General features: G+C 72.0%; 17 protein-coding genes. 6 read left to right on the top strand and 11 right to left on the bottom strand.

Annotated elements, in window-relative coordinates; all coding sequences use genetic code 11:
• From RIF89_RS02830 to RIF89_RS02820, 3 genes are all read left to right on the top strand, one after another.
• On the top strand, positions 1-767 hold a 767-nt coding region (locus RIF89_RS02830), incomplete at its 5' end, for a family 20 glycosylhydrolase (RefSeq protein WP_309067643.1).
• 146 nt (positions 768-913) lie between these two features.
• On the top strand, positions 914-2,437 hold the full coding sequence (locus RIF89_RS02825) for a L,D-transpeptidase family protein (protein WP_309067642.1): 1,524 nt from the start codon (positions 914-916) through the stop codon (positions 2,435-2,437).
• Positions 2,438-2,564: 127 nt separating this feature from the next.
• Positions 2,565-3,014 (top strand): GNAT family N-acetyltransferase, encoded by a 450-nt coding sequence (locus tag RIF89_RS02820; protein ID WP_309067641.1) that lies wholly within the window; start codon positions 2,565-2,567, stop codon positions 3,012-3,014.
• Between the two features lie 183 nt (positions 3,015-3,197).
• Here the strand turns inward: RIF89_RS02820 and RIF89_RS02815 are convergent, their stop codons facing one another.
• From RIF89_RS02815 to RIF89_RS02770, 10 genes are all read right to left on the bottom strand, one after another.
• On the bottom strand, positions 3,198-4,949 hold the full coding sequence (locus tag RIF89_RS02815) for an ABC transporter ATP-binding protein (RefSeq protein WP_309067644.1): 1,752 nt from the start codon (positions 4,947-4,949) through the stop codon (positions 3,198-3,200).
• Between the two features lie 59 nt (positions 4,950-5,008).
• Positions 5,009-6,889 (bottom strand): ABC transporter ATP-binding protein, encoded by a 1,881-nt coding sequence (locus RIF89_RS02810; protein ID WP_309067640.1) that lies wholly within the window; start codon positions 6,887-6,889, stop codon positions 5,009-5,011.
• A gap of 194 nt (positions 6,890-7,083) precedes the next feature.
• Positions 7,084-7,587: a methylated-DNA--[protein]-cysteine S-methyltransferase gene (locus RIF89_RS02805; protein ID WP_309067639.1), complete on the bottom strand. Its 504-nt coding sequence runs from the start codon at positions 7,585-7,587 to the stop codon at positions 7,084-7,086.
• Entirely contained in the window at positions 7,584-9,065 is a 1,482-nt protein-coding gene (locus tag RIF89_RS02800; protein ID WP_309067638.1) for an AlkA N-terminal domain-containing protein, read from the bottom strand. The genes RIF89_RS02805 and RIF89_RS02800 overlap by 4 nt, the downstream gene beginning before the upstream one ends.
• A 217-nt stretch (positions 9,066-9,282) precedes the next feature.
• Positions 9,283-10,893, bottom strand: coding sequence for a bifunctional phosphoribosylaminoimidazolecarboxamide formyltransferase/IMP cyclohydrolase (purH, locus tag RIF89_RS02795; protein ID WP_309067637.1), 1,611 nt, complete (start codon positions 10,891-10,893; stop codon positions 9,283-9,285).
• A 53-nt stretch (positions 10,894-10,946) separates the two neighbouring features.
• Positions 10,947-11,534, bottom strand: coding sequence for a phosphoribosylglycinamide formyltransferase (gene purN / locus RIF89_RS02790; RefSeq protein ID WP_309067636.1), 588 nt, complete (start codon positions 11,532-11,534; stop codon positions 10,947-10,949).
• A gap of 4 nt (positions 11,535-11,538) precedes the next feature.
• Complete coding sequence (locus tag RIF89_RS02785) at positions 11,539-12,855, bottom strand: DUF6350 family protein (protein WP_309067635.1); 1,317 nt, start codon at positions 12,853-12,855, stop codon at positions 11,539-11,541.
• Between the two features lie 77 nt (positions 12,856-12,932).
• Entirely contained in the window at positions 12,933-14,165 is a 1,233-nt protein-coding gene (locus RIF89_RS02780; protein ID WP_309067634.1) for an acyl-CoA dehydrogenase family protein, read from the bottom strand.
• On the bottom strand, positions 14,162-15,529 hold the full coding sequence (locus RIF89_RS02775) for an NtaA/DmoA family FMN-dependent monooxygenase (RefSeq protein WP_309067633.1): 1,368 nt from the start codon (positions 15,527-15,529) through the stop codon (positions 14,162-14,164). Before RIF89_RS02775 ends, RIF89_RS02780 begins: the two co-directional genes overlap by 4 nt.
• Positions 15,526-16,761 carry an acyl-CoA dehydrogenase family protein gene (locus tag RIF89_RS02770; protein WP_309067632.1) on the bottom strand — a complete coding sequence of 412 codons (1,236 nt, stop codon included), beginning with the start codon at positions 16,759-16,761 and terminating at the stop codon, positions 15,526-15,528. Before RIF89_RS02770 ends, RIF89_RS02775 begins: the two co-directional genes overlap by 4 nt.
• Positions 16,762-16,969: 208 nt before the next feature.
• Here RIF89_RS02770 and RIF89_RS02765 point away from each other — a divergent pair, with 208 nt between their 5' ends.
• The 3 genes from RIF89_RS02765 (at position 16,970) to RIF89_RS02755 (ending at position 19,629) form a co-directional block, all read left to right on the top strand.
• Positions 16,970-17,806 carry a MetQ/NlpA family ABC transporter substrate-binding protein gene (locus RIF89_RS02765; protein ID WP_309067631.1) on the top strand — a complete coding sequence of 279 codons (837 nt, stop codon included), beginning with the start codon at positions 16,970-16,972 and terminating at the stop codon, positions 17,804-17,806.
• Between the two features lie 63 nt (positions 17,807-17,869).
• Positions 17,870-18,895, top strand: coding sequence for an ATP-binding cassette domain-containing protein (locus RIF89_RS02760; RefSeq protein ID WP_309067630.1), 1,026 nt, complete (start codon positions 17,870-17,872; stop codon positions 18,893-18,895).
• Positions 18,892-19,629: a methionine ABC transporter permease gene (locus tag RIF89_RS02755; RefSeq protein ID WP_309067629.1), complete on the top strand. Its 738-nt coding sequence runs from the start codon at positions 18,892-18,894 to the stop codon at positions 19,627-19,629. Before RIF89_RS02760 ends, RIF89_RS02755 begins: the two co-directional genes overlap by 4 nt.
• A 6-nt stretch (positions 19,630-19,635) precedes the next feature.
• On the opposite strand, the gene RIF89_RS02750 is transcribed toward RIF89_RS02755, so the two are convergent.
• The coding region (locus RIF89_RS02750) for a nitroreductase family deazaflavin-dependent oxidoreductase (protein WP_309067628.1) at positions 19,636-19,960 on the bottom strand (325 nt) is incomplete at its 5' end.

Genomic DNA, 19,960 nt, shown 5'->3' with positions numbered 1-19,960 from the left:
TGCCCGAGCGCGGCGTGCCGTACACCGGGCTGGCGGTCGGGTTCTCGTCGCTGCGCGCGGACGCACCGGGACTCGAGCCGCTGCTGCGCGACGTCTTCGCCGAGCTCGCCGAGCTCACGCCGGGGCCGTACCTGCACTTCGGCGGGGACGAGGCGCTCGGCACGTCGCCCGAGGATTACCGCCGCATGGTCTCGCTCACCGCACGGCTGATCGCCGAGACGGGGAAGACGCCGGTGGCGTGGCACGAGGCGGGCATCGCCGACCTGCCCCCAGGCTCCGTCGGCCAGTACTGGGACTACCGGGTGCCCCGGGACGACCACGCCGAGCGGGCGCGGGCGTTCGTCGCGAACGGCGGCCGGCTCATCCTGTCCCCCGCCGACGCGATCTACCTCGACATGAAGTACGACGCCCACACTCCCATCGGCCTGACATGGGCCGACGGCGCCACGAGCGTCGAGCGCTCCTACGAGTGGGAGCCGTCCACGCTGATCCCCGACGTGCCCGAATCGGCGATCCTCGGCGTCGAGGCCCCGCTGTGGACCGAGACCGTCCGCACTCTCGCCGACATCGACCTGCTGATGTTCCCGCGCGTGGCCTCCGCCGCCGAGGCCGGGTGGTCCGCTGCGGCGGGCACGCCCGAGCGGACCTGGGAGTCGTTCCGGCAGCGGATCGCCGGCCTCGCGGGGCACTGGACCGTCGCCGGCATCGGGTTCCATCGCGCCTCGGACGTGCCCTGGACCGACGACGGTCGGCATCTCGCTGAGTGACGGCGCTGCGGCGGATGCCCAGCGCATCGTAGTCAGACCGTAACCGGCTCTCCGCCTGAGGCGCCTGTTGCGGCCGTAGCCTAAGTTGACGGCATCTGTGCGGCAAGCCGATCGGCGTGTTGGAATCAGCCTCCAGGGGGTAGAGCGTGACGGACGTGGCGACCAAGCCCGAGGGCGTGAGCGACGGCAGCGGAGCGGGCGATTCGGCGACCTCCGCGACGACGGTTCTTGCGACCGGCGCACAGAACCCGGACGTGCAGTGGGCACAGGCCGATCCGCCCAAGAAGCGCCACCTCGGAGCCTGGCTCGGCTTCGGCATCCCGTTCGTGCTCATCCTCGCCGCCGCCGTCGTGGCGTCGCTCGTGCTGATCGGCCCGGGCGTGAAGGCCGCCGGTGCGTCGGTCGGCCTCATGACTCCGGGCATGGCGGCCGAGACCGTGTCGAGCCATCTCGCCGACACCGAGTTCGAGGTGGGCGGCGCGACCCTCACGGGCGAGCAGCTGGGACTGTCCATCGACGCCGGCGCCGTGGCCGATCAGGCCCACGAGACCTACCCCGCCTGGAACATCGGCGGCTGGGGGCAGGGCGAGGTCAGCGGCCCCGTCACGATCGACGCCGACACGGCGGCCGAGGCGCTGCGCACCGCGGTGCCCGACCTGTACTCCGAGTCGGTCAATGCCGAGGTCGTGTTCGACTCCGAGGCGCGCCGCTTCACGACCACTCCGGGCGAGCCCGGCCTGGGCGTCGACGTCGAGGCCCTCGGAGCGAGCATCACGGAGGCCCTCGCCGCAGGGCCCGCCGAGGGCGAGCCGATCGCGATCGAGCCCGTGCAGTCCGAGGTCGAGCCCGCCGCCACGACGGACGAGGCGACCGCGTTCGCGACCAAGCTCAACGACCAGGCCGACACGGCCGGCTTCTACCTCCAGGACGAGCGCGCGCACGGCCTGCCGCTGACCACCGTGCAGTCGTGGATGGACATCGCGGCCGATCCCGAGTCGGGTGAGTTCGTCGTGACGCCCGACATGGGCGCGATCGAGGAGGCCATCAAGGATCTCCCGAAGCAGGTCAACCAGGACGTCGTGAACGAGGAGGTCGTCACCAACTCGGCGGGCGACCGGCTGCACGTGGTGCAGGAGGGCCAGGACGGCTTCGGCATCACCTCCACGGACGGCGTCGCGGATGGGATCGCCGAGTCGCTCAAGGCCGGCGACGTGCAGTTCGAACTGCAGGGCGAGGTCGTGAAGTTCGAGACCGTCACGCTGTTCCGCCGCGTCGAGGTCGACAAGAGCGCCGGCATGACCTACATGTACGAGGGTCCCGCCGCCGGCCAGGAGAAGCTGGTCGCGTCCTACCCCGTCGCGTTCGGCAAGCCCGGCTTCGACACCCAGACCGGCCACTTCACCGTCTACGGCCAGCTCACGCAGCAGAACATGGGATCCTGCACGCCCGACGGCAAGCTGAAGCCGGGCGGCTCATACGACTACTGCACCCCGAACGTGAAGTGGGTGTCGTACTTCAACGGCGACCAGGGCTTCCACGGCACCTACTGGCACAGCAGCTTCGGCCCCGGCAACTTCCTCAGCCACGGCTGCGTGAACATGACCGAGGCGGCCGCCGAGCACATGTACCGCTTCGCACAGGTCGGCACCGAGGTCTGGGTGCACGACTGATCGGTCCTCCCGCACCGGCCCGGGCCACGGCTGAACAGCGCCGCCCTTGGGCTCCGGCGGGCGGCGCGACGACGATGTGGGCACATCTGCTTGCCTCCGCTGTCCGGGGAGCGGTTAGCCTGACCGTATGACGCTGAACCTGGTCGAGCTCTCCGCCGCGACGATCGTCGCGGTGAACACGCTGTCGCTGAAGCCCGGCCAGGAGCAGTTCCTCGCCCCCGTCTCGTACGGCATCGCGGCGACCGTCATCAATCCCTCCAAGGCATGGCAGCGGGTCGTGCTCGACGGCGACGACGTGGTGGGCTTCGTCAGCGCCAGCTTCGACGAAGAGGCGCCGTCCGAGCACTTCCGTTCCGTCCTGCTGCGCATCAACGTCGACGCCGACGACCAGGGGCGTGGCATCGGCCGCTTCGCGGTCGAGGCGCTCGTCGAGGAGGTGCGCCGCCGCGGCCTCGACCACCTCACGGTCATCTACGAGGCCGGCGAGGGCGGTCCCGAGGCGTTCTTCCGCCGCGTCGGCTTCACACCGGTGGACGAGACGGAGTACGGTGAGGTGGTAGCCGAGATCCGCGTCTGACGCTCGGCAGCGACCGGGGGACACTCACTCGACTGACTCGCGACGGGCGGCGCCCTCACCGAGAATCATGCCGGCGGCGGGGTCTCGAATCCCCCTCCCCCATCGAGACCTCGTCGCCCTACTCCGAGACGAGAGAGCCGGATCCTCACGGACCCGGCTCTCTCGTCGTCTGCGGTGGAACGGCTAGACGAGCGACTCCCGCCAGGCGGCGTGCAGCTGCGCGAACTTGCCGCTGCCCGCGATCAGGGCGGCGGGGGTGTCGTCCTCGATGACCGTGCCGTGCTCCATCACGAGAACACGGTCGGCGATCGCCACGGTGGAGAGGCGGTGCGCGATGATGATCGCCGTGCGGTCGGAGAGCAGCGTCTGCAGGGCCTCCTGGATCGCGCGCTCCGAGGGGATGTCGAGCGACGCCGTCGCCTCGTCCAGGATCAGCACGGCCGGGTCGGCGAGGAACGCGCGCGCGAACGAGATCAGCTGACGCTGGCCCGCCGAGACGCGTCCGCCGCGCTTGTTGACGTCGGTGTGGTAGCCGTCAGGCAGGCTCCGGATGAAGGCGTCGGCACCGACGGAGCGGGCCGCTTCCTGGATCTCCGCGAACGTCGCGTCGGGACGGCCGAGCGCGATGTTGTCGGCGACCGTGCCGCTGAACAGGTAGGCCTCCTGCGTGACCATCACGATCGCCCGGCGCAGATCGCGCGGGTGCAGCTCGCGCAGGTCGATGCCGTCGAGCGTGACGCGGCCCTTGCTCGGGTCGTAGAAGCGCGACACGAGCTTCGCGAGCGTCGACTTGCCCGCGCCGGTGGTGCCGACGAGCGCGACCGTCTGTCCGGCCGGGATGTCCAGCGAGAACTCGGGCAGGACCGTCCTGCCGGAGCCGTACGCGAACGTGACCGCGTCGAAGCGGATGGCGCCGCGCGCGTGCGCCAGCTCGACCGGCTTCGTCGGATCGGGCACGGTGGGGTTCTCCTCGAGCACGCCCGAGACCTTCTCGAGCGCCGCGGATGCCGCCTGGAAGGAGTTCAGGAACATCGCGACCTCCTGCAGCGGCGTGAAGAAGTTGCGTACGTACAGCACCGCGGTCAGGAGGAATCCGACCGAGAACTCGCCCCACGTGATCCGCACGCCACCCCACAGCACGACGAGGCCGATCGAGAACGCCGAGATCGCCATCAGTGCCGGCTCGAACGTGCCGAACAGCCGGATCGAGCGCATGTTGACGTCGCGGTAGTCCATCGCGAGACCGCCGAACTCCGCCTCGTTGCGCGGCTCGGTGCGGAACGCCTTGCCCGCCCGGATGCCGGTCATGGTCTCGACGAACTTCACGATCACGCGCGCACTGACCACGCGCGAGTCGCGGTAGGTGCGCTGCGATGCCACGTAGAACCAGCGCATCAGCATCGCGAGCGGGATGCCCGCGGCCACGAGCACGAGTCCCGACTGCCAGTCGACGATCACGAGCGCGACGAACGTGAACGCGCCGTACAGCACGCCGTTCACCAGCTGCGTCAGGCCGCCGTTGAGCAGCTCCCGGATCGTGTCGAGGTCGCTCGTCTGACGCGAGATGATCCGTCCCGACGTGTAGGTCTCGTGGAACTCGAGGCTCAGCAGCTGCGTGTGCCGGAACACGCGCGTGCGCAGGTCCAGCAGCACGTTCTGCGTCACGCGCGCCGCGAGGATGTCGTACCAGGCGAGCAGGGCCGCACCGCCGATCGCCGTCGCGACGTACGCCCCGCCGACGAGCCACGCGGGGCCCCAGTCCGCTCGGTCGAGCACGGCGGGCAGCGCCTCATTCAGGCCGAGGCCCAGCAGGACGGGGCCGAGCACGCGCACGCCGGTCTGGCCCACCACCACGATGCCGACCAGGATGACCTGGGCCCGCATGGGAGCCAGCAGCGACCACAGCAGCTTCAGCGAGCGACGGCGGATGGCCATGCTCTCCTCGCGCGTGTAGTCGGAACGGTCCTCTCCCGCGGTTCCGTGCACGCTGGAGCTCACTTCACGCCCTCCTCGTCCTGAGCACTGATGATGTCGAGCTCGGCGGTCGGATTGGGATCGCTGCGCCAGGCACGCTCCTCCGCCTCCTCCTTCTCGAAGCTCGAGATGACCGAGCGGTAGTGCATCGACGACGCCATGAGCTCCTGATGCGTGCCGACCGCCGTGATCCGGCCGCCCTCGAGCAGCGCGACGCGATCGGCGAGCGCCACGGTCGAGGGCCGGTGGGCGACCACCAGGGCCGTCGTGCCGGCGAGCACCCGGCGCAGCTCGTGCTGCACGCGCTCCTCGGTGTCGACGTCGAGCGCCGACAGCGGGTCGTCCATCACGATCACGGCGGGGCGCGCGGCGACCGCGCGGGCGAGGGCCAGGCGCTGCCGCTGGCCGCCTGAGAGCGACATCCCCTCCTCGCCGATCATGGTCTCGACGCCCTCGGGGAGGTCGTCGACGAACGCGGCCTGCGCGACGTCGAGCGCCTCGCGGAGCACGCGCTCCCCCTCGGGCGATCGCGGGTCGAGGTCGTCGCGCCCCAGCAGCACGTTGTCGCGAACGGACGCGGAAAACAGCGTGGCGTCCTCGAACGCGCTCGCGATGATGCGGCGCAGGTCGACCAGGCGCAGGTCGCGCACGTCGACGCCGTCGATCGTGACGCGACCGCCCGTGACGTCGTACAGGCGGGTGGGCAGCGTCGTGAGCGTGGTCTTCCCCGAGCCGGTCAGGCCGACGATCGCCAGGGTCTCGCCCGGCCGCACCTCGAGCCGGATGCCGCCCAGCAGATCCGGCTCCTTCGCGCCCGCATCCTGGTAGCGGAAGTGCACGTCCTCGAACACGAGCGCGCCGCGCGGATCCGCGAGCTCCACCGGACGCTCAGGGTCGGTGATGTCGTTGTGCGCGTCGAACACCTCGAACACGCGGTCGGTCGCGGTGCGCGCATCCATCGTGAACGCGAAGAAGAACCCGATGGACTCGATCGGCCAGCGCAGGATGGTCGCCATCGCGAAGTACGCGAACAGCTGGTCGAGTCCGATCTGACCGATCGACGCCAGCCAGATGCCCATCACGAGCGCGGCCGCGAAGGCGAGCTCCGGCATGAACACGAGCCAGAAGTCGATGCGCGCGATCGCGCCGGCCTTGCGCATCTCGGTGTCGCGCAGCGTCTGCGCCTGGCGCGTGAAGCGGCGCAGCGCGTGGGGCCCGCGGCCGAAGGCCTTGAGCACGCGGATGCCGTGCACGCTCTCCTCGACGCTCGTCGCGAGATCGCCCTGCTGATCCTGTGACAGGCGCGTGAGCGTGCCGTACTCCCGCTCGAACAGGAAGCCCTGGATCCACAGCGGCACGCCGGACAGCACGAACACGAGCGCGAGCGCCCAGTGCCACTGGAACAGCAGTGCGGCGCCGATGATCACGGTCAGCACGTTGACTACGAGCAGGATGAGGCCGAACGCCATCCAGCGGCGGATGAGGCTGATGTCCTGCATCATGCGGCTGAGCAGCTGCCCCGACTGCCACCGGTCGTGGAACGAGACCGGCAGGTGCTGCAGCCGGTTGTAGAACGCGCGGCGGATGTCGTACTCGACGAGCGTGGCGGGTCCGAGGATGAGCCAGCGCCGCAGGTACACCATGAGCGCCTCGAGCAGCGCGAGCCCGAGCACGGCGACCGCGCCCCACACGACCGCGGAGGTCTCGCCGGTCGAGATCGGGCCGCCGACGAGCCACTCCAGCACGATGGGGATCATCAGCGAGATGACCGCTGCGGCGAGCGCGGTCAGGGCACCGAGGCCGAGGCGAGGCAGCACGGGACGGGCGAATTCGAGCAGGCGCAGCAGTGCGCGGGGCGTGGAGAGCCGGGGCGTCGACGGGCGCGAAGAAGGACTGGTCATGATCCTCGTGAAGGGTTTTGTTGCCGGAGACGGCGGAGCCTTTCAGCCTATTGCCAGACTCCGACGCACCGCAATGCTCCCCCAGAGGTCGTTGCGACCTGCCCGGGTCGGCGTGCAGCCCCGGGTCGCGGGAACCGTGTCGACGCGCGTCGCCCGCTCGACGAGCAGAGCCGGGCACCCTGCGCTGAAGGGCGTCAGAGCAGGGCGTCGCCGCTCTCGCGTGACAGCAGGGCGCGCTTCACGTGGAGGCCCCACGCGAAGCCGCCCAGCGACCCGTCGCCGCGCAGCACCCGGTGGCACGGCACGAAGAGCGCGGGCGCGTTGCGCGCGCAGACCGAGGCCGCGGCCCGCACGGCGCGCGGCGAGCCGAGCGCGGCCGCGAAGCCCGTGTAGGTCAGCGGGGCACCGGGCACGACACGGCGCAGGGCGTCCCAGCCCGTGAGCTGCAGCGCGGTGCCGCGCTGCCGCACCGGCACGACGTCGATCGCGGCGAGGTCGCCGCCGTAGTAGGCCCGCACGGCATCGGCCGCGGCCGCGTCGCCGTCGCGCACGTCGTCCGGGCGCAGGCTCGGGTGGATCCGGTTCAGCATGGCGTCGACGTCCGCCGTCCATCCGGAGGCGAGCACTGCTCCGTCCGCGTCCGTCACGAGGGTGAAGGCGCCGTCGGGGGTGTCGAGGGTCTGGACGATGGCGCTCACGCCGCCTCCTTCGGGGACGGGGCGGGCGCGGCGACGGCGGGGCCCGCCGCGAGGCGCCACAGGTGCAGGGAGAGGTACGAGCGCCACGGCGCCGTGCGCGCGGCCCAGGCGGCGAGCCCGCGCGGCTCCGCCGGGATGCCCGCGCGTGCCGCGCCCGCGCGCAGCGCCACGTCGCCCGTGAGGACGACGTCCGGATCGCCGATCACGCGCATGCGCACGTAGTCGGCTGTCCATGCGCCGATGCCGGGCATCGCCATCAGCGCGGCGCGCTGCGCGGCGCCGTCGTCACCGGTCGTGAGCGGCAGGTCGCCCGACGCCAGCGCGGCGGCGACCCCCGTGATCGCCCGGATGCGGGCGGCCGGCCCGCGCAGGACCTCCGCGCCGCGCTCGGCGATCGCGGTCATCGTGGGGAACAGGATGCGCTCCTCGCCCGCCAGTGTGACGCGCTCCCCGAGGGCCTCGGCCAGGCGCGTGAGGTGGGTGCGCGCCGCCGCCACAGAGATCTGCTGTCCCACCATGGCGCGGATGAGCAGCTCGTGCGGATCGGCCGTGCCCGGCAGGCGGATCCCCGGATTGTCGCTCACGTGCGGAGCGAGCTCGGGGTGGCGCGACAGCGCCTCGTCGATCGCGAGCGGATCCGCGTCGAGGTCGAACAGGCGCCGCGCCCGCGCGACGAGCGTCGACAGGTCGGCCAGGCTCTCGAGCTTCGCCTCGAGCCGCAGCCGACCGCCGTCGTGCGAGAGCCGGAACCACGCCGGGCCATGCGGCAGGCGCAGCGTGCGCGCGAAGCCGTGTGCGTCGCCCTCCTCCACACCTGCGAGCGCGCGCACGCTCATCCAGGCGAACAGCCCGGCGGGGTCGAACGGCTCGCGGTACGGCAGCGCGAGATCGATGCCGGTCGGTGCGGTGAGGATTCCCCGGCGTCGCGCACGCAGCTCGGTGGGGGTCAGGCCGAACACCTCGCGCACGGTGTCGTTGAACTGCCGCACGCTCGCGAAGCCGGCGGAGAACGCGACGTCGGCGGCGGACAGGTCGGTGCCGACGAGGAGGAGCCGCGCGGTGTGCGCGCGGTGCGCCCGGGCGAGGGCCAGCGGGCCGGCGCCGAGCTCCGCGGTGAGCAGCCGCGTCAGATGACGACTCGAGTAGCCGAGCCGCCCCGCAAGACCCGCGACGCCCTCGCGCTCGACGACGCCGTCGGCGATGAGACGCATGGCACGGCCCGCGACGTCGCCTCGCAGGTTCCAGTCGGGAGACCCGGGTGCGGCCTCCGGCAGGCACCGCTTGCAGGCGCGATACCCCGCCTCGTGGGCCGCGGCGCTCGTGGGGAAGAACGTGACGTTCGCCTCCTTGGGCGTGCGCGCGGGGCACGACGGTCGACAGTAGATCCCCGTCGACCGCACAGCGGTCACGAACTGCCCGTCGAACCGCTGATCACGCGCACTGATGGCCCGATAGCGCTCGGCGAAGGTCATGCTCATGGCTCAAGCCTGACACGTGCCCCGGGCCCGGGCTGGCGGTTTTCGGACACGGCGATGCTCGGTCGTTCCGACTCGTCGCTGCGGTCCTCGCTCAACGAGCAGGGATCGGCTCGCCGCCTGCGGAGAACCGAAAGCCTCCCTCAGGCGCACGGCCTGAGGGAGGCGATCCGGGGAGACTGCGGCTCCGGAGCGGGATCCCGATCCCGCTGGGCCGCGATCAGTGGAAGAAGTGGCGCTCTCCCGTGAAGTACATCGTGACGCCGCGCTCCTTCGCGAGCGCGATGGTCTCCTCGTCGCGCACGGAACCGCCGGGCTGGATGATGATCTTCACGCCCGCGTTCATGAGCACCTCGGGGCCGTCCGAGAACGGGAAGAAGGCGTCGGACGCTGCGATGGATCCGCTCGCACGGTCGCCCGCGCGCTCGACCGCCAGGCGGCACGAATCGACCCGGTTGACCTGGCCCATGCCGACGCCGACCGTGGCGCCGTTCTTCGCGAGCACGATCGCGTTCGACTTCACCGCGCGGCACGACTTCCAGGCGAACACGAGGTCCTGCACCGAGACGTCCTCCGGCACCTCGCCCGCCACGAGCTGCCAGTTCGCCGCGACCGACTCGAAGTCGTCCTCCGGGAAGCGGTCGGCGTCCTGCAGCAGCAGCCCGCCCGAGACCAGGCGCACGTCCATGCGCTCCTGGCGCCAGTCGGCGGGGAGCTTCAGCAGGCGCAGGTTCTTCTTCTCGGCGAACACCTCGAGCGCGGCCGGCTCGAAGTCGGGCGCCACGATCACCTCGGTGAAGATGTCGCGCAGGTTCTCCGCCATCTTCAGCGTGACGGGGCGGTTCGCCGCGATCACGCCGCCGAACGCCGAGACCGGGTCGCACTCGTGCGCGCGCAGATGCGCGCTCGCGATGGGGTCGAGCGCATGGGGGGCGGCGACCGCGATGCCGCACGGGTTGGCGTGCTTGATGATCGCGACGGCCGGAAGCACCATGTCGTACGCCGCGCGCAGGGCGGCGTCCGCGTCGACGTAGTTGTTGTACGACATCTCCTTGCCCTGCAGCTGGGTCGCCTGGGCGATGCCGTGGCCGCCGGAGGTCGTGTAGATCGCGGCGCGCTGGTGCGAGTTCTCGCCATACCGCAGGTTCGCGAGCTTCTCGGCCTGGATCGTCAGGTGCTCCGGCAGCTCCTCGCGTCCGACGAGGGCCTGCTGCGCGAACCACTCGGCGACCGCCGTGTCGTAGGCGGCGGTGTGCGCGAACGCGCGGGCCGCGAGCTCACGACGCTGCGTGAGCGATGTGCCGCCGTTGGCGACGGCCTCGATCACGGCCGGGTACGACTCGGGCGAGACGACGATCGCGACATTCGCGAAGTTCTTCGCCGACGCGCGCACCATGGCGGGGCCGCCGATGTCGATCTGCTCCACCACGTCGTCGCCCTGCGCGCCCGAGCGCACGGTCTCGACGAACGGGTAGAGGTTCACGATCACGAGCTCGAACGGCGAGATCCCGAACTCGCCCAGCTGGGTCTCGTGGTGCTCGAGGCGCAGGTCGGCGAGCAGACCGCCGTGCACGTTGGGGTGCAGCGTCTTGACGCGTCCGTCGAGCATCTCGGGGAATCCGGTCACCGATGCGACGTCCGAGACCTCGAAGCCCGCGTCGCGGATCGTGGCGGCGGTGGATCCGGTCGACACGATCTCGACCCCCGCGTTCGCGAGCGCCTCGGCGATCGTGAGCAGGTCGGTCTTGTCGCTGACCGACACGAGAGCGCGCCGGATCGGCACCACATCGCGGTCGCGGTAGAGCGAGGGGTCGTGGCGAGGGCCGGCCATGGGGTGCTCCTTCGGGTGTGGCGGTGATCCGGCATCGAGCCGGATCGGCGGGGTCAGGATGTCGCGGTGAGCGCGAGCTCGCCGGTGGCGATGCGTCGCACGACATCGATCAGCAGGCGGCGTTCGACGGGCTTGATGCGCTCGTGCAGCGTGTCCTCGGTGTCGCCGGGCAGCACCGGGATGCGCTCCTGCGCGAGGATCGGGCCGGTGTCGACGCCGTCGTCGACGACGATCACGCTCGCGCCGGTCTGCGTGGCCGCCGCGGCGAGCGCGTCGCGCACGCCGTGCGCTCCGGGGAACTCGGGCAGGTACGCGGGATGCGTGTTGATGATGCGCGGCTGCCAGCGCGCCACGAGCGCGGCGGGGAGCAGTCGCATCATGCCGCTCAGGACGATCAGGTCGGGCTGGATCTCGTCCAGCCGGCGTCCGAGCTCCTCGGCCCACGCCTCACGGCTCGCGAACGTGCGGAACGGCACCACGAAGGTCGGCACACCGAACGCCTCGGCGTGCGCGAGTCCGGCGGCGTCGCGGTCGGCACCCACGGCCACGATGCGCGCGGGATAGCCGGGGTCGTCCGCCGCCTCGAGGAGGGCCCGCAGATTGGAGCCCGTGCCCGAGATGAGGACGGCGACCTTCAGCACCGTGTCAGTCTAGCGACGCGGCGATATCCCGCCTGTCGCCCGAGTTCTCGTCGGCACGCGGCTCGTCGTCCTCGTCGCCGCGGACCCATTCGCCGAGGCGGCGCTCGTATGAGCGCGGGGCGAGCAGCAGGATGGCCGCGCCCACCAGCACCTCGAGGCCCACCGCGAGCGCGATGGCGCCCGCGTCCGGTCCCGTGACGGCCAGTCGTCCCGGCCCGAGCGATCCGGACGTCAGCGCCGCGATCAGCGCCGCCCCGGCGCCCGCGATCACCGCGATGCCGACCGCCAGCACGGCGCGCGGCACGGTGGGCTCGTGGTCGACGCGCTCGGCGCGCGCCTCGGCGCGGAACGCGATCCGGATGCCCCAGCCCGCGATCGCGCCCGCGACGACCGGAGCGAGCACCGACAGCAGCAGCAGCGGCGAACCCTGCTCGGGGATCAGGCCCAGCAGGGGCACGCCCGGCAGCACGCCGAGCTGGGTGGCGGCGGGCGTCACGCCGGTGCCGGCGCCGAACGCGAAGCCGGGGCCCGCCATCCAGGCCATCGCCCAGCCGATCATGGTGGGCAGGTAGGCGAACTGCGCGAGGGTGAGCAGCAGCGCGCCTGTCAGGTCGACCTGCGTCGTCTCGTACAGCGCGATCACACTGCCGCCCCGCAGCGGCACCGCCGTCGCGATCGCCAGCGCGGCGAAGCCGACCACGCCGGCGAGGGCCATGCCGCCGCCGCGCACCATGAGCGCGGGGAACTCGCGCCACCCTGCGGGCAGCCGGTCGGCGGCGTCGTGGATCCGGTCGACGATCCCGTCGTCTCCCTCGCTCCACGCTCCCGTGACCGCGCCGATCAGCATGGGCACGGCGTACACGAGCGTCGGCATCAGGATGGCGCGCCACGCGTCGACGGACGCGACCGGGTTGCCGGATGTGACGTTCGCGATCAGGGCGGCGAGCGCGGTCGCGACGGTGCCGGCCGCGACGCCCGTGGCCCACTTCCCCGAGCGCAGCGCGCGACGGCCGGACCGGGCCGCGAAGGCGGCGATCAGCACGCCGAACGCGAGGGGCGCGAGCGACAGGACGAAGGATCCGGCCTCCTCCGGCAGCCCCGTCTGGACGAGGAACTCCCCGTCGAGCGTGAGGCCGAGCGGCACGAAGTTGCCGAGCTGCCAGATCCGCACGGTCGAGGGCCACAGCGCCGACCAGTCGGCGAGGCCGCCGAACGCGAAGACCCACATCAGCGTCAGCGGCGCCAGCACGGCCGCCCATCCGACGATCGCCGACACGGCGGCATCCAGGGCGGCGAGCAGTGCGACGAGAAGGCGATGCATGACGGATCGACTCTACGTGCGGCGGCGGCGCGGGCCCGGGCGGCGCACCGGCCCCGCGGCGAGCGCTCCCGAGAGCGTCAGCCGCGGGGGTCCCGGGCGATCCAGAGCTTGCGCCACTCGGCGTTGGGGCTCGTGCGGTCGAGCTCCCACTGCCCGATCTGGCGGCGCTTGTAGACGATCGGGTTGTGGGAGGCGACCGTGCGTGCGTTCCGCCAGTGGCGGTCGAGCGCCGCGGGCCGGGACGCCGCGGTCGCTCCGCCGAGCTCGAACAGCTCGCTCGCGGCGGCGATCACGCGCGGCATCGCCTCGACCTGGGCCTGGTACACCGCGATCTCGGCGGCGTCCACGGCGTCGGCGCGCCGCTCGGGATCGCTTCCGGGATCGAGCAGGACCGCGCGCGACCGGTCGAGCTCGCTCGCGGCGGCGAGCGTGACGGCCGAGGCGGCGAACGCCGCGGCCGACAGGTCCCCCACGATCTGCTGCAGCTGCGGGTCGTCGGCCGGAACCTCGGCGTTGGCCGTGATGAAGGTGCGACGCCGCGCGCGCAGGTACGCGGCGCCCTCGCGAGCGGTCGCGCGGCCGATGCCGGCGACCACCGCGACGAGGAAGAACTGGAAGAACGCGGGGCCGAGCGAGGGCCCGCCGGCGTACGGCGTGACATCGGCGGCGTCGATCTCGACGGCGTCGAACACGGTCGTCCCAGACGCCGTGAGCCGCTGGCCGATGCCGTCCCAGTCGTCGACGATCTCGACGCCGGCGGCGTCGGTCGGCACCAGCACCGTGACCCGCTCCCGCTCGCCGTCCGCGCCGGGGCGGGCGGCCGAGGCGAGCACGTGCGTCGCGTACAGGGTGCCGGTCGTGTAGAACTTGCGTCCGATGAGCAGCCAGCGCCCGTCGTCGTCCTGCTCGAGCGTCGTCGCCAGGTCGGCGAGCGTGGTGCCGGCCGTCTCGCTCGCCGCGTTGCCGATGATGGCGCCGGCGGCGATGCGCCGCAGCCACGCGTCGCGGTGATCGGAGGGCGGCCGGGCGAGGAAGACCTCGACCTGCGCGAAATGACCGCGCAGCGCATGCGCGACGTTCGAATCGGCGTCGGCGAGCGCGAGCAGGTGCTCCGCCAGCTCGGGAAGGCTCAGCCCGGCGCCGCCGAACGCGACCGGCACCCGCAGCGCGCCGAATCCCGCGCGCCGCAGTTCGTCGAGCTCCGCCGCGGGCAGGGTGCGGTCGCGCTCCCGCGCCACGGCGCCGTCCGCGATGCGCTCCAGGATGTCCGCGAACGGCGACCCGGCGAACGGCGAGGGCGGGGCGCTCACGCGAACGCGCCCCGGTACCGCGCGGCCGGGTGCGTGTCGGGCAGCGTGTCGCGGCCCGTGAGCTTGCGGCGCAGCGTGCCCTCTGTGTATCCCTCGGCCGCCAGCCCGCGCCGGCGCAGGACGGGCATGACGTGGTCGATGAACTCCTCGTACGAGGACGGGATCATCCAGTTCATGACGTTGATGCCGGCGACGCCGACCTCGCGCCACGCGTCCAGCTCGTCGGCGATCTGCTCGGGCGTCCCGACGATCCGGCCGCGCAGCTTGGCGGACAGGCGCGCGAGATCCGCGACCGTCGGCTCGCGGTCGGGGCTGAGCTGCCGCAGCCACTCGAGCTGTCCCTGCCCGCCCTGGGTCGGGACGTCCTTGAGCAGCGTGTCGGGCGGGATGGGCTGCCCCGTGCGCTGGTCGGTGCCCAGGTTCGAGTGCACGAAGAACGCGTCGGCCGAGAGGTACTCGTCGATCTCCGCCTCCTTGCGGCGGGCCTCCTCCTCCGTCGAGCCGATGATGAAGGTGATGCCCTGGTAGTAGGAGATGTCGTCCGCGGAGCGGCCCGCCTCGACGGCCAGGCGTTTGCCGTTCGCCACGATGTCGCGGGCCCGCTCGCGATCCGGGGCGAGGATGAAGGACGCCTCGGCGTTGCGGGCGGCGAACGCCGCGCCCGCGGGAGAGGCCCCGGCCTGGAACAGCAGGGGCGTGCGCTGCGGCGAGGGCGACACGAGGTGCGGGCCCTCCACGTCGTACCAGCGCCCGTGGTGATCGATCCGGTGGATGCCGGCGGGGTCGGCGTAGGCGCCCTGCCGGTCCTTCAGCAGCGCGCCGTCGTCCCACGAGCCCTCCCACAGCTTGTAGGCGACGTCGAGGTACTCCTGCGCCTGCGCGTAGCGCTCGTCGTGGTCGAGCAGGCGATCGTGCCCGAAGTTGCGCGCGGCGTTCTCGAGGTGGCTCGTGACGATGTTCCAGCCGATCCGGCCACGCGAGATGTGGTCGAGCGTGGACACCCGGCGCGCGAACTCGAACGGGTGCGCCTGCAGCGTCGAGCTGGTGAACGCCAGCCCGAGGTGCTCGGTGCTCACGGCGAGGGCCGACAGCAGCACCGACGGATCGTGCGACGGCAGCTGCAGCCCCTCGCGCGCGTTGATGTCGTACGCGGCGCCCGCGCCGCCGTAGACCCCGACGACGTCGGCGAAGAACATCGCGTCGAAGCCGCCGCGCTCGAGCGTGCGGGCGAGGTCGACCCACAGGCCGACGTCCTCGAAATCGGCCTGGCGGGCGTCCGGATGGCGCCACAGGCCGTGCTGGATGTGCGACGCCGTGTACATCACGAACGCCGAGAAACGAAGGGGGGCGGGAGAAGAGGTCATCGGTACACGCTCGGGATCGGGAGGTCGCCGGAGAGGAAGTACCGCCCCAGCTCCTCGTGCTTATGGGCGACAGGGTCGTGCAGGGTCAGCGTGCGCAGGTTGCGCCAGTGCCGGTCGAGTCCGAAGGACGCCGAGGCCGACCGCGCCCCCGTCAGGTCGAAGACGGCCGAAGCCGCCTCGAGACCCGCGTGGTGGGCGGCGATCTTGCCTGCGGCGATGACCTCGGCGAGCTCGCCCCGCTGGGCGCGCGTCACGGACGTCGGATGAGCGGCGAGCGCGTCGAGCTCGATCGCCCCCTCGCGGACGAGGGCCGCGGCCGCCGAGACGGCGGCGACCTGACGTCCGAAGCCCGCGAGGACGTGGGTGTCCTCGGCCGCGGACTCGGCCTGCGAGTGCACCCACGGCCGCCCCTGGGTGCGCACATAGTCGCGCGCCTCGAGCAGCGCGCCCTCCGCTATGCCCACCGCAAGCCAGCCGAACAGCGACTGGAACGCCGGGATCATGAGCGACTGCAGGGGAATCGGGTGCTCGGACGGCGGGTTCGCGACCGCCACCAGGTCGTCGTCGGTGACGCGGACGTCCTCCAGGACGACGCCCGGCGACGCAGACAGTCGCTGGCCGACCGGATCCCAGTCAGATGCGACCGTGACGCCTTCGCGGTCCGTCGGGATCGCCCAGATGCGCATCCGCCCGTCCTCGGCGAGCACGCTCTGCGTGAACAGCAGATCGGCAACCGGCGCCCCGGTGGCGAAGCCGCGCCGCGCCGACACCGCATAGCCGTCGCCCGATCGCACCGTGCCGCCGGAACCGCCGAAAGCCGAGCCGATCGAGGCCCACACGAGGCCGTCGGCCGCCGTCCGGCGCGCCAGCTCCCTGGCCGGCGCGGTGGGCGTCGCCCCCTCGGAGCCGTGCGCGCCGTACGCCGCCACGAACCACAGCCACACCCAGTGATAGCCCACGGCGTGGGCGAGACCGCCGTCCACGCGCGCCAGGCGGCGCGCGGCCGCGGCCGCATCGGCGAGCGACGCGCCCTCGCCGCCCAGCTCGGCGGGCACCGTGAGCCCGATCAGGCCGCGGCTGCGGAGCGCGGCGAACGCGTCGTGCGGGGCTGCGCCCTCACGCTCGCGGCGGACGATGCCGTCGGCGAGCTCGGTCGCGGCCTCCTCGAGGCGGTCGGCCCACGGCGCGCGGAGCGTCCGCGGCGCTCGCCGGGGCACCAGGTCGTCGGTCATCCGGATGTCCTTCCGCGCGGACCACGTCGGCGACCGCACGGATCGAACCTATGCACCGCCGGACGGCGCCTCCGGCCGCCGTGAAACAAAACGGAACACGAGTCGCGATCCCGCAAGGCCCGCCTCCACAATCGGGGTTCCACGCCCCATCCGGCGGAGAGCCCCACCGCTCCGCCCATCCTGCGCCACCTTCGACCCGAGGAATCCCATGTCGCGTCCCACCCGCTTCCGCCTGCTCGGCCTTGTCGCCGTCGCCGCTTCCGCCGCCGCCCTGACCGCCTGCTCGGGGCAGTCGAATGCGGAGCCCGAGGCCGCCGCAGCCGGCGAGCCCGCCGTCATCCGCGTCGGTTCGATGTTCCCCGCGACCGAGGTGCTCGAGTTCGTGAACGACAACCTGGCCGAGGATGCCGGCTTCACGCTCGAGATCACGGAGTTCTCGGAGTACACGATCGTGAACGAGTCGCTCGCCGACGGCTCCCTCGACGCGAACCTCTACCAGCACCAGCCGTACCTCGACAACTTCAACAAGGAGCACGGCACCGACATCGTCTCGGTGGGCAAGGTCTACTTCCCCGCCCTCGCGCTGTACTCGCTGACGCTCGACTCGATCGACGACATCCCGGACGGCACCGAGATCCCGCTCCCGGCCGACCCGGCGAACCTCGGTCGCTCGCTCGAGCTGCTCGCCGCGGGCGGTCTGATCGAGACGACGGATGCGCCCGCGGACCTCGACGACATCACCGCGAACCCGAAGGACCTCGAGTTCGCGCTCGTGGACGCGGCGCAGCTGCCCCGCGCGCTCGAGGACACCGACGCGGGCGTCGTGAACTTCGTCTACGCGGGCCCCGCGGGCCTCACGCAGGACGACCAGCTGCTGCAGGAGGGGGTCGACGGCTCGCCGTACGCCAATCGCCTCGCGGTCAACGCGGGCGACGAGGACAACCCCGAGATCCAGGCGCTGCTCGAGGCGCTGAACTCGGACGAGACGTCCGCGTTCATCGAGGAGAACTGGAGCGGCCTCGTCATCCCCGTGAGCGGCGAGTAACCCCGAGACCCTCCCGCGAGGGCGACCGGGACCGGTCGCCCTCGCCGCGGCGCAGGAGCACGCATGATCACCATCGAGAACGTCAGCAAGATCTATCCCGGCGCGTCCTTCGCCGCGCTGGACGACGTCAGCCTGCACGTCGAGCGGGGCGAGATCTTCGGCATCGTCGGCGAGTCCGGCGCCGGGAAGTCCACGCTGATCCGCACCGTCAACATGCTGGAGCGCCCGACCTCCGGACGCGTCGTCGTCGACGGCGCCGACCTGACGGCGCTCGACGAGGCGGGCCTGCGCGCGGCGCGGCAGAACATCGGCATGGTGTTCCAGCACTTCAACCTGCTCTCCAGCCGCACGGCCCTCGGCAACGTCGACTTCGCGCTCGAGGGCTCGCGCGTCCCCGCCGCGCGCCGCCGCTCCCGCGCCCTCGAGATCCTGGATCTCGTCGGCCTGGCCGATCGAGCCGACTACTACCCCGCGCAGCTGTCGGGCGGTCAGAAGCAGCGCGTGGGCATCGCGCGCGCTCTCGCGGCCGAACCCCGTGTGCTGCTCTCGGACGAGGCGACGAGCGCGCTCGATCCCGAGACGACGGCGTCCATCCTGGACCTGCTCTCGACCGTGAATCGCGAGCTCGGTCTGACCGTGCTGCTGATCACGCACGAGATGGATGTGATCAAGCGCATCTGCCACTCCGCCGCGCTGATCGAGAACGGCCGGATCGTGGAGTCCGGCCGGGTCCTCGATCTCGTGCGCACCCCCGGCTCGCCGATCGGCCGCGCGCTGTTCACGTCCGTTGACGACGTCGAGCACGCGGGCGGCACCCTTGCCGAGGTCACCTTCACGGGGGCGTCGGCGAACGATCCGGTCATCACGAGCCTGGCGCGCGAGTTCGACCTCGACATCGCGATCCTGGGCGGCGAGATCGACAGCTTCCGCGACCAGCGCGTGGGCCGCCTGCACGTCCGCCTGCCCGGCGACGCCGCGGCGAGCGCGCCGCTGCTCGCCCGCCTGACCGACCGCGGCTTCGTGGTCGACGTGATCGCCGAGGAGGCGACGCCGTTCGCCGTACTGAGCGCCGGGAGGGACCCGCAGTGAACGATCTCGACGTGCCCGAGCTGGTCGCCGACGTCTCGAAGGCGCTCGGCGAGACCGCCGCCATGGTGGGCGTTGCCCTCATCTTCACCGTGCTCGTGGGCCTGCCGCTGGGCATCCTGCTCGTCATCCTCGACAAGGGCGGCGTGCTCGATGCGCCGTTCGGCTCGCGCTCGCTCGGCCGCACGCTGCACACCGTGATCGGCTTCGTCGTGAACGTGGGTCGCTCGCTGCCGTTCATCATCCTGATGGTGGCGATCCTGCCGTTCACGAAGCTGCTCGTGGGCAAGTCGTTCGGCCTGTGGGCCGCCGTCGTGCCGCTCACCGTGGCGGCCATCCCGTTCTTCGCGCGCCTGGTCGAGATCGCCGTGCGGGAGGTGGATCACGGGCTGGTGGAGGCCGCCGTGTCGCTCGGCAAGACGAAGTCGGCCATCGTGTGGAAGGTGCTCGTGCCCGAGTCGCTCCCGGCGATCGTGCTCGGCCTGTTCACGTCGGTCATCTCGCTGCTGAACTACTCGGCCATGGCCGGTGTGATCGGCGGCGGGGGCCTGGGCGACCTTGCTCTGCGCGAGGGCTATCAGCGCTACAACGAGTGGTACATGCTCGTGGTCGTCGTGCTGCTGGTCGTCATCGTGCAGGTGTTGCAGTCGCTCGGCAGCGGGCTGGCACGTCGGTTCCGGCACGACACCCGCGCCGCCATCACGGCGCGCAGTGCGCCGGTGACCGTCGCCGGCTGAGGAGCGTCAGCCCTCGATCGGCTCCAGCACGAACACGGCGATCTTCCGGTCCGTCTTCTTCTGGTACTCGGCGTAGTCCGGCCACACCGCGACAGCGCGCTGCCACCACTCGTCGTACTCGGCGCCGTCGAGCTCACGCGCGGTGTAGTCGCGCTTGTCGGCGCCGTCCTGCAGCTCGACGTGCGCGTTCCCCCGGATGTTGTGGTACCACTGCGGCGGCTCCGGCGCGCCGCCCTTCGACGCCACGACCGCGTAGCGCCCCTCGTGCTCGACGCGCATGAGCGCGGTCTTGCGCAGCCCACCGGTCTTGGCGCCGACCGTCGTCAGCACG

Origin of the sequence: Microbacterium sp. (genome assembly GCF_031178525.1) — a bacterium.
Lineage (GTDB): Bacteria > Actinomycetota > Actinomycetes > Actinomycetales > Microbacteriaceae > Microbacterium.
Note: the sequence above shows the minus strand (reverse complement) of the source record. Positions and strands in the feature narration are given on the sequence as shown.